The following is a 5,187-nucleotide window of genomic DNA, read 5'->3' as shown; positions in this document are numbered from 1 at the left end:
CGCGATGCAAAAAATAATCAGAGCAAAAAATGAGAAAATAAAAAAATTATATTTTTTTACATTTTGAGATCGCGAAACTTAAGAGTGTCATTATACTGTAATCATCTGGCGGTATTTTTCACACGGTGCATAGCTTAGGCTGTTGTTTATCACTGCGGGGATCGCTAATGCTAGAGTCCATGATTGGGCTGTTAAGACAAGACCACTGTTTTACCCAAGCAACTCGTTGTTACGAGGGCTCCCCCTCCGACTCTCATTTTCCAGCAGTACTGTCATTATCTATCCCTGATATATTTTTGTCTCCAGCGTTATTGTTTCAAGTATTCATGTCACGTAATAACTCCCTTGCGATATCGTTCTCACCCCAGACCTGTTTTTACCCACGTCATTTTGGGGCCTTGGTGTTGACGCTACTCGCATTTTTCATTGGCTATTATTGGCTGCGAAGGAAGCCAAAAACCTCATCCGTATGTGAAACATATACCCAAAGTAATTCGAGTTGCAGGAAGTCAACACACATGCAGCTTGAAGTATGACGGATATAATCGCGCAGGCAACCGCTGCTGCGGTAGGTGAAACAAACTGTAAGGTGCCACTATGGGAAGACAGAAAGCAGTGATCAAAGCTCGTCGTGAAGCGAAACGCGTAATTAGACGTGATTCACGTAGTCATCGTCAACGTGAGGAAGAAAACGTGACATCGTTAGTGCAAATGGGCGGTGTTGAATCAATAGGTATGGCACGGGATAGCCGTGATACCTCCGTTATTCAGGCGCGTACGGAAGCTCAAGGTCATTACTTATCAGCCATAGACAATAAACTGCTCATCTTTGCGACCGGCGAAGCTGGGTGTGGTAAAACCTTTATCAGCGCGGCCAAGGCCGCAGAAGCACTGATTCACAAAGAAGTTGATCGGATAATTGTGACGCGACCTGTACTACAGGCTGATGAGGATCTGGGGTTCTTACCTGGTGATATCTCTGAGAAATTCGCGCCTTACTTCCGCCCGGTGTATGACATTCTGCTGCGCCGGCTCGGCTCATCTTTCATGCAATACTGTCTGCGCCCAGAAATCGGCAAAGTGGAAATTGCGCCTTTCGCCTATATGCGCGGGCGTACCTTTGAGAATGCGGTAGTGATCCTCGATGAGGCACAAAATGTAACCGCCAGCCAAATGAAGATGTTCCTAACCCGTCTCGGTGAAAATGTTACGGTCATCGTTAATGGCGATATCACCCAATGCGACCTTCCGCGTGGTGTGAAATCAGGTCTCAGTGACGCGCTGGAGCGTTTTGCTGAGGATGAAATGATTGGTATCATCCGCTTTGATAAACAGGACTGTGTCCGCTCTGCACTCTGCCAACACACTCTAAATGCCTATTCATAACTCAGTGTTATGAATGGATGACCCGATAAAAAAGGGCAAGCGCGATAAACGCTTGCCCTTTGCTTATCCCCTTGCGGGCATGAAGTTACAGCATGATAGTCATCATATAAGCGGCAAATAGCGCCAGATGGGCGGTACCATTAAGTACGTTGGTTCTGCCGGTGGAAAATGATATTTGCGACAAAATCAACACGCTGACCATCACCACGATATGTGGTGCTTCCAGACCAAAGTTCAACTCTTGCCCGGTGATTACCGCAATCAAGGTAACCGCAGGAACGGTCAGTGAAATGGTTGCCAGCACTGAGCCGAAGAACAGGTTCATCGCACGCTGTACCTGATTAGCCAGCACCGCTTTTAACGCCCCTAATCCTTCAGGGGAGAGGATTAGCAGCGCAATCAGGAAACCGGTAAATTTAGCCGGTGCATTTAACTCAGTAAGCAGCGCTTCTAATGGGTTGGCATCAAATTTGGTAACGGCTATTACTGCTATTAAATGAATTAACAACCAAAATGTGTGCCACAAACTGCTGTGTGAGGATGGCTTACCATGGTGAGGGTCACTCGGGTCGTCACCTTCATCCTCATGTTCATACACAAACAGACTTTGGTGCGTTTTGGTTTGAATCAGCAGAAAAACACCGTACATCGCGGCTGAAATTGCTGCGACAACCAGTGATTGTGCCACGCTAAAGTTGCCGCCGGGCAGGGTACTCGGTAGCACCAACACAATGATAGCCAGCGGGAATATAGCCATCAGATACTGTTTAATACCCACCAGATTGACATGCTGGGTAGCAAATTTGCGACCGCCGAGCAGCAAGGAAACACCGACCAATCCACCAATCACAATCATGATGATTGAATAGAGCGTATCGCGCATCAGGGCCGGTGCGGCATCACCTGTTGCCATCATGGCTGAGATCAAACTGACCTCAAGCACAACAACCGACAGACTGAGGATTAACGAGCCATAGGGTTCTCCCAGGCGGTGTGCTAATACGTCAGCATGGCGCACTACGCTAAAAGCACTGCTCAGGATACCCACAAGTGCGATCAGGTTGATAACAATAACAGCAGCAAAATTGCTGGTATCACCCCAGATATTAAGAATGACCAATGCAATGATCGGCAGGATGAGGGAGTATTCGTGATGGCGAGATTTAGATCGGCCAGGATCATTTTGCGACTTCATTTCGAGAGCGCTCCTAATAACTTTACTGCATTAAACGGGCATTAGAGCCATTTAACGATAATTAAGTGCCATATTGTAGGCTAAGTAGCTTTAAGACTAACAAATAACAGGGAATTGTCGCAGAAAATTTACAAGGTTTTAACTGGAAAGGGTGAAAAAAATAGCGATGAAAACGGACACTACAGGGTAATGTCCATTGATTTTACAGATATTAATTAATCTTACTCGTCAATATTGTCCATAACTTCATGGCGCTTATGGTGATAATCTTCTTCATTCAGCCCTTCGCGCCAGTAGGGTACAGCATAAAGTTGCTGCCGCTCACACCCTTTTTCTCGGCGCAGATAACGGCGCAATTGCACCACCATGCTATCTTCTCCCGCCAGCCAGAATGTTGACTCTTCCATCAGCAGATTCAGCGCACAGAATTGGGTTATCACATCACCTGTTTTTTCCGTACCCCCAATGACCCAACTTAGTTCCAACCCGGCAGGTTTAATCAGATTCAATACATCTTGCGGGCTATTTACACGGATGATGGCATGGCCTTCGGCATTTGCAGGCAGGGTTTCCAGTAAGGCGGCAATAGCGGGCAGTGAGGAGGGGTCACCCACCAGATAGCTGTATGCCGCTGCTGGCAACATAGTTTCCGGTCCACCAGGATTAGTAATCCCTAACCAATCACCGACTTTGGCATTGCGGGCAAAATCGACCGCCGGACCACGGTGATCATGGATAGCAAACTCAATATCCAGCTCACCCAGTTCTGGGCGAGAAGCACGAACAGAATAGGTTCGAACAATCGGACGGACCTCGGCGGCAGGCCAGATTGGACCTTTTTCACCAAGTACTGGCAGTTGCGGCTGAGTTTGGCTCGCCAAAGGTAGGAAGATTTTCAAATGAGCGCCCACGCAATCAGACGGGTAATTCTGCAATGTCGGGCTATGGAAGGTGATTCGACGTAAATGCGGTGAGGTATCCACCACCTTTTTCACCTGAACCAGACGGGGTGGAACTGGGCGATATGCGGGTTTTGCTGCGGTTGATCCTGTGGTCACAGTTTATCCTTCTTATCCTATGATGTTTTATTCTTGGTCATCAGCCAGCAGAGGTTGTGGCTTATAAAGGGATAAACTATAACATCAACCAATGTTAATGATAATTATTTGCATAAAAAGAGTGCGATAGGCTGCAACGGCGCATTTGCCCCACAGATATGTAGGGCAAGATGAATTGATTGCTTAATTGATGGGGTTTACAATTGCCGTTCGACGAAAATGCAATCTTAAACGCAACATAGTGACCAGTGCGATAGCCATCACGACCATTGCAGCTAGCGGAAGTTGCTGTAATTGCAGGCCAAAGGCTAGCAAGGTGCCACCGAACCAGGCGCCCAATGCATTACCTAAATTGAACGCGCTTTGGTTAAAGGTTGATGCCAGATTAGGGGCGTCACGGGCCTGATCCACCACTAATAGTTGTAACATTGGGCACAAGGCAAAAGCCACAATGCTCCAGATAAACAATGTCAGTAGTGCCGGTAAATAGAAACCAATGGTGTAATGCAGTGCCAACAGGATAGCTATCAGTATGGCGATTAGCCGGGTCATGGATCCCACCAGGTTTTTGTCGCCTAAACGACCCCCCATCACGCTGCCGATGGACAATCCAATCCCAAGAATCAATAACACCACAGTAACGCCATGTTCAGAAACTCGCGTCACCTCGCGCAATAATGGTGCAATATAAGTGAAAACAGTAAACAGGCTGGCATTGGTTAATACTGATAGCAGTAAGGCGGTTTGCACTTTTTTCTGCATCAGGGTTTTGAATTCCAGCTTAGGACTGATTCTCTTCATCGGAATATTATTCGGTAACCAGGCGATCACCGCGATGATAGCTACAATACCAATAGCACTGACACCCCAGAAAGCGGCTCGCCAACCAAAAGCTTGTCCAACTGCTGTACCTAATGGCACACCAAGTACATTTGCCAATGTGACACCCATAAAGACTAATGCTATTGCCCGCGCCCGGCGGTTGGGTTGGACCAAATCAGTTGCGACCACCGATGCCAAACCAAAGAAAGTGCCATGGCAGAGCGCTGCAATAATACGGGCAGCCATCAATAAGTTATAGGTTTGTGCCAATGCACACAGGACATTGCCAATAATAAACAGGACAATTAAACCCAAAAGTGTGGATTTACGCGGGATTCGCGCCGTTGCCATAGCCAATAAAGGTGCGCCGATTACCACACCCATGGCATAAACAGAAACCAACATCCCGGTTTTAGGGATACTGACCCCCAAGTCATGGGCAACTTCCGGCAATAACCCCATAATTACAAACTCGCTGGTACCAATGCCAAAGGTAGCAATGGTGAGTGCGATAATAGCCAATGGCATGAGTAACTCCTGAACAGCCTTACATATATTAAAAAGGCTGAATAACATCAATATCAACTCACTCCCTGGCATGAATATGAAGGAGATAAAGTCTTGGCAGATGAATTTTATTAAGCGATTTTAGCACCGAGCCAAAAGGGCGTCTAACGGCAAAGTGCGATCCTCTGGGTAACTGACGCATCAGTAGGGGAGTCGGCG

Annotated in this window: 4 protein-coding genes and 1 pseudogene; 2 read left to right on the top strand and 3 right to left on the bottom strand. The window is 47.2% G+C overall.

Features of this window, described 5'->3' with window-relative positions; all coding sequences use genetic code 11:
* The first annotated feature begins 167 nt into the window (after window positions 1–167).
* Window positions 168–475 (top strand): annotated as a pseudogene (locus tag V1952_RS19900) (hypothetical protein).
* Window positions 476–597: 122 nt separating this feature from the next.
* Window positions 598–1,386: a phosphate starvation-inducible protein PhoH gene (gene phoH, locus V1952_RS19895; RefSeq protein ID WP_032906294.1), complete on the top strand. Its 789-nt coding sequence runs from the start codon at window positions 598–600 to the stop codon at window positions 1,384–1,386.
* Window positions 1,387–1,471: 85 nt separating this feature from the next.
* Here the strand turns inward: phoH and chaA are convergent, their stop codons facing one another.
* The 3 genes from chaA to V1952_RS19880 form a co-directional block, all read right to left on the bottom strand.
* A complete protein-coding gene (gene chaA, locus V1952_RS19890; protein WP_083159060.1) occupies window positions 1,472–2,581 on the bottom strand; it encodes a sodium-potassium/proton antiporter ChaA in 1,110 nt (369 codons plus the stop codon).
* Between the two features lie 221 nt (window positions 2,582–2,802).
* Window positions 2,803–3,639, bottom strand: coding sequence for a siderophore-interacting protein (locus V1952_RS19885; RefSeq protein WP_420075386.1), 837 nt, complete (start codon window positions 3,637–3,639; stop codon window positions 2,803–2,805).
* A gap of 183 nt (window positions 3,640–3,822) precedes the next feature.
* The gene (locus V1952_RS19880; RefSeq protein WP_420075385.1) at window positions 3,823–4,989 is read right to left on the bottom strand and encodes an MFS transporter; all 1,167 of its coding nucleotides are present in this window, start codon (window positions 4,987–4,989) and stop codon (window positions 3,823–3,825) included.
* Window positions 4,990–5,187 lie beyond the last annotated feature (198 nt).

The sequence above is a fragment of the Yersinia sp. 2542 StPb PI genome, from assembly GCF_048593855.1.
Classification (GTDB): domain Bacteria; phylum Pseudomonadota; class Gammaproteobacteria; order Enterobacterales; family Enterobacteriaceae; genus Yersinia; species Yersinia enterocolitica_E.
Note: the sequence above shows the minus strand (reverse complement) of the source record. Positions and strands in the feature narration are given on the sequence as shown.